Consider the following 4,987-nt stretch of genomic DNA (forward strand, 5'->3'; position numbering starts at 1 on the left):
CCCCATTTCAGCCCCCGGCTTCGGGAACATACTGGTATCAGATTCACGTCTCTAACTTGAGACAGATTCCGCTTTGCTGTAGGGAACTTCTGTAAAGTGGGGCAGTCTATGAATCGGGAATGTTTTCGAGCCATTGGCATTTATGAGTCAATCAATTCCTGTATGCTGGTCAACAGTTCACGCAACGGTTACTCCAGCGGCAGTGACAGTAGAAAAGCTATCCGATCGCGATCTCATTTTGCGCTGTCAGGCTGGGCTGCGTCCAGACAAGGCTGCATTTGCCGAGTTGTTACGCCGTTATCAGCCCCATGTAGAGCGCATGTTGTATCATTTAGCACCTGATTGGCAAGATAGAGCCGATCTAGCTCAGGAAGTTTGGATTCGCGTTTACCGCAACATCAAGCGGCTAAATGAGCCAGCTAAATTCCGAGGCTGGTTGAGTCGTATTGCCACCAATATCTTCTACGATGAATTACGCAAACGTAAGCGAGTTAAACATCCCTTATCTCTAGATACTCCCCGCATCGCCGAAGATGGAGAGATGGACTGGGAAATCGCCGGAGATAATCCTAGCCCGGAAGAAGAGTTGACAACGCGAGAGTTTTACGAGCAGTTGCAAGAGGCGATCGCAGATCTGCCCGAAGTATTTCGCACAACTATCGTACTGCGAGAAATTGAAGGAATGCCCTACGAAGAAATTGCAGAAATTACCAACGTTTCTTTAGGAACCGTCAAATCGAGAATTGCTAGAGCTAGAGCTAGACTCCAATCGCAACTGCAAAATTATCTTAACGGTCAATAATCAGTCAGTCTGAAGATAGACAGCAATGACACCAGAATATACGTTTGCAAGTAGATCGAAACTCTAACTCAAATCTTTAAAATCTTCAGAAATATCAGCAAACTCGGTAGCTTGGTGGAAAGACCGATCTAGGCATATCTATGAATAAGTGGGTGATGATGTTAAAATGACCTCTGATGAAAAACGTTGGATCGACAATCGCCCCGACTCAGGGGAAATAGATAAACACCATACTATTGAGGCAAATCAATTAATCGGTGCTATGGATATGTTGAAGCGCGATCGCTTCGAGTTACTGAGCGCATATCTGGACGGGGAAGTTACCGCTGCCGAAAGGCGAGAGGTAGAGACATGGCTAGAACACGATCCAGAAACCAAGCGGCTGTACGAGCGCTTGCTTAACCTCCGTCAAGGAATTGGAACGCTGCCAGTACCGACACAAGAACCTGTAGAACAAACTATTCAACAGGTCTATCAAAGGATACACCGTCGATCAAAACGGCAGGCAATCGTGTGGGGTGGTACTGCCATTGCAGCTGTGTTTGTAGGCGCGATCGCTACCCTACCAAACTCACCAATCGCACAACTTGCCCGACTCTCCAAAATTGAACCACTTATGGTCGCTATCAACGACCCAGTGGTAGAAATCCCCAAGATCGCGATCCCCTCACCAAACGGTGAAAGACAAAATCAGAATAATCGACCGATAGAGCCACAACATCCACAAAATAAGAATTTTAATTGAAGTGAGTCGTGAGTCGTGAGTGGCTAGTGATTAGTGACTAGTGACAACCGATAATTGGTCACTGGTCACTGGTCGCTGATTTGTGACTGCTCCACCAGCCGTCAGGAAGAAGAACGCCACCAAAAGTACGTACTTGTTCTAGAGTCATCAAGTACGTCCAAGCGATACCTAAAGGCGCTAGAGAAGTATCGTAGACTTCTATTTGCTGCCGATAATACTCGTTTTCGGCGATCGCTCTTTGCGGGTCATAATCTTCCAGCCAGTCAAGCTGCTGTAAAATCTCTGGATTGGCAAAAGAAAGGAGAAATCCATAAACTTTGAGACTGCCAGGAGTCATGGCTGGATATCCCAAAGGTAGATCGAATAATTGTCCCAATGCGATCGCCTCTTGTGCTGCCACTACATAATCCGCACAAAACTGTTGATAATTTGCCTCTCCAGGCTTGAGCGTACCATATACAAAGACTTTTATGATTTCGTCATTTGTCATCAGAGAACAGGGTGTAGGGTGTGGGGTGTGGGGTGTAATGAGTGGTGCGTGGTGCGTGGGAAGAATTCGGAATTAATGCGTGAATTTTGAATTTTGACTTCCCCATCACCAATTACCCATTACCCATTACCAGTAATTTAAAATATTGAGACAGACACGAACGCATCAATAGGAGTCTCATTCGTGGAGTCCCGTTATAATCCCGCAGCGATCGAGGAAAAGTGGCAAAAAGCCTGGATAGAACAAGGTATAGACAAGACTGAAGAAAATAAAGATAAGCCAAAATTCTACGCCCTATCCATGTTTCCCTATCCATCGGGTAGCCTGCACATGGGTCACGTCCGTAATTACGTAATTACGGATGTAATTGCTCGCCTCAAACGAATGCAAGGGTATCGGGTACTGCACCCTATGGGTTGGGATGCTTTCGGTTTACCCGCCGAAAATGCTGCCATTAAAAATAATATTCCCCCTGCTAAATGGACCCAACAAAATATCGTCCAAATGCGCGACCAGTTAAAGCGACTGGGGTTGTCGATTGACTGGGATAAAGAACTTGCTACTTGTTCGCCCGATTATTACAAGTGGACGCAATGGATCTTCTTACAATTCTTGCAAGCTGGACTTGCTTACCAAAAAGAAGCAGCCGTTAACTGGGACCCCGTTGACCAAACAGTATTGGCAAACGAACAAGTTGATAGTGAAGGGCGTTCTTGGCGCAGTGGAGCAAAAGTTGAGAAAAAATTACTCAAACAGTGGTTCTTAAAGATTACCGACTACGCCGAAGAATTGCTGCAAGACCTCGACCAATTGACAGGCTGGCCCGAAAGAGTCAAGCTGATGCAGGCTAACTGGATTGGGAAGTCTACAGGGGCATATTTAGAATTTCCCATAGTTGGTAGTTCGGAAAAAATCGGCGTTTTTACCACTCGTCCCGATACGGTTTACGGCGTTACCTATGTTGTTCTTGCGCCGGAACACCCTTTGACTCGTCAGGTGACAACACCAGACAGACAAGCTGCTGTAGAAGCATTTATCCAAGAGGTTGCAGCTGAAAGCGAATTAGAACGCATGGCTGAGGATAAACCCAAGCGGGGTATTCCTACAGGCGGAATGGCGATTAACCCATTTACAGGGGCGGAAATTCCGATTTGGATTGCTGACTATGTACTTTATGAATACGGTACTGGGGCAGTCATGGGAGTTCCCGCCCACGATACCAGAGATTTTCAGTTTGCTCAAGGTAATAATCTGCCGATTCAGGTTGTCATTGTGCCACCCAACAATGATGTAGAAACGTTACGTGTAACACCTCTACAAGAAGCATATACGGAACCAGGAATTATGGTGAATTCTGGTTCTTTTGATGGCACAGATTCAGTAAAAGGCAAACAAGCAGTCATTGAATACGCCGAGAAACAAGGCTGGGGTAAAGCCAGAATTCAATATCGCCTCAGAGACTGGCTGATTTCTCGTCAGAGATATTGGGGCGCACCCATTCCTATCGTTCATTGTCCTAACTGCGGTATCGTACCCGTACCAGAAGCAGACTTACCCGTAAGGTTGCCAGAAGATATAGAATTTACGGGTCGCGGTGGTTCGCCCTTAGCGCAGTTGTCAAGCTGGGTTAACGTACCTTGTCCCACTTGCGGCACTCCAGCGAAGCGAGAGACAGACACGATGGATACATTTATTGATTCGTCATGGTATTTCTTGCGGTATCCCGATGCCAAGAATGACAAGCAAGTATTTGATTCAGCACGAGTTAATGACTGGATGCCCGTAGATCAATATGTTGGAGGAATCGAACACGCGATTTTACACTTATTATATTCGCGGTTCTTTACCAAAGTCTTGCGCGATCGCCCGCAGGAAGGTGCCGAAGGCAATCGCAATTTGCTCAACTTTGACGAACCTTTCCAACGTCTGTTAACTCAAGGCATGGTTCAGGGATTGACTTATATGAATCCCAATAAAGCAGACAAAGATAAGTGGGTTCCCACCTCGATTGTCAATGCCGACGATCCTCGCGATCCACAAACGGGCGAACCATTAAAACTCGTCTACGCTACCATGTCTAAATCTAAGGGTAATGGTGTTGCTCCAGAAGAGGTGATAGCCAAGTATGGGGTAGACACCGCTAGAATGTTTATTCTGTTTAAAGCACCCCCAGAAAAAGATTTGGAGTGGGATGAAGCAGATGTTCAAGGACAATTTCGCTTTTTGAATCGGGTATGGCAATTAGTCACCGAGTTTGCCCAACAAGCAACTGTAAAAGAAACATCCATCAAAAATCCAAAATCCAAAATTGAAAAGGATTTGCGACGGGCGATTCATACGGCGATTCAAGCAGTTACCGAAGATTTAGAAGGCGAATACCAATTTAATACAGCGGTCTCTGAGTTAATGAAACTCAGCAATGCCCTGGCTGATGCAACGTGCAAAGATTCTCCAGTGTATGCGGAAGGAATTAAAACATTAATTCTCTTGTTGGCTCCATTTGCGCCTCACATTGCCGATGAATTATGGCACGCGATCGCAAACCAGGAATCGGTTCACAAACAGTCGTGGTTGAAAGCCGATCCAGATGCTTTGGTAGCAGATGAAATGACATTAGTAATTCAGATTAATGGTAAAACTAGAGGCACAATTCAAGTTCCCGCTCAAGCCGATCGACAAATGCAAGAAAAGCTAGCACGAGAATCGGAACCCGCGCAGCGATATGTTGAAGGCAAGGAAATTAAAAAGGTCATCGTCGTACCTGGAAAACTAGTGAATTTTGCGATCGGATAATTGATAATTGCCGAGCGAGCTTTTGTAGGTGGGCATTGCCCACCTTTTTGATTTTAAATATATATACAATTAAATATACGGAAATGAATTGCTAAATTCATTGCAGTAAAAAATGAAAAATTACTTTTATCCTCCTTTACCTAATACTTGTTTGATT

4 protein-coding genes are annotated in these 4,987 nt (G+C 45.3%); 3 read left to right on the forward strand and 1 reads right to left on the reverse strand.

From position 1 onward, the window contains the following. Nucleotides 1-142: 142 nt before the first annotated feature. Both C7Y66_RS29805 and C7Y66_RS29810 read left to right on the forward strand, forming a co-directional pair. The gene (locus tag C7Y66_RS29805; RefSeq protein WP_106548305.1) at nucleotides 143-802 is read left to right on the forward strand and encodes a sigma-70 family RNA polymerase sigma factor; all 660 of its coding nucleotides are present in this window, start codon (nucleotides 143-145) and stop codon (nucleotides 800-802) included. Between the two features lie 166 nt (nucleotides 803-968). After that, nucleotides 969-1,547: an anti-sigma factor gene (locus C7Y66_RS29810; RefSeq protein WP_106548306.1), complete on the forward strand. Its 579-nt coding sequence runs from the start codon at nucleotides 969-971 to the stop codon at nucleotides 1,545-1,547. Between the two features lie 58 nt (nucleotides 1,548-1,605). Here the strand turns inward: C7Y66_RS29810 and C7Y66_RS29815 are convergent, their stop codons facing one another. Then, nucleotides 1,606-2,037, reverse strand: coding sequence for a gamma-glutamylcyclotransferase (locus C7Y66_RS29815; RefSeq protein WP_106548307.1), 432 nt, complete (start codon nucleotides 2,035-2,037; stop codon nucleotides 1,606-1,608). Nucleotides 2,038-2,220: 183 nt separating this feature from the next. On the opposite strand from C7Y66_RS29815, the gene leuS reads away from it, so the two are divergent. After that, complete coding sequence (leuS, locus tag C7Y66_RS29820; protein WP_106548308.1) at nucleotides 2,221-4,830, forward strand: leucine--tRNA ligase; 2,610 nt, start codon at nucleotides 2,221-2,223, stop codon at nucleotides 4,828-4,830. Nucleotides 4,831-4,987 lie beyond the last annotated feature (157 nt).

Source organism: Chroococcidiopsis sp. CCALA 051 (genome assembly GCF_003015105.1).
GTDB lineage: Bacteria > Cyanobacteriota > Cyanobacteriia > Cyanobacteriales > Chroococcidiopsidaceae > Chroococcidiopsis > Chroococcidiopsis thermalis.

Bases quoted from the DNA above. Each gene is read 5' to 3' on its own strand.
- C7Y66_RS29805 (WP_106548305.1), top strand. From the start codon at position 143: ATGAGTCAATCAATTCCTGTATGCTGGTCAACAGTTCACGCAACGGTT.
- C7Y66_RS29810 (WP_106548306.1), top strand. From the start codon at position 969: ATGACCTCTGATGAAAAACGTTGGATCGACAATCGCCCCGACTCAGGG.
- C7Y66_RS29815 (WP_106548307.1), bottom strand. From the start codon at position 2,037: ATGACAAATGACGAAATCATAAAAGTCTTTGTATATGGTACGCTCAAG.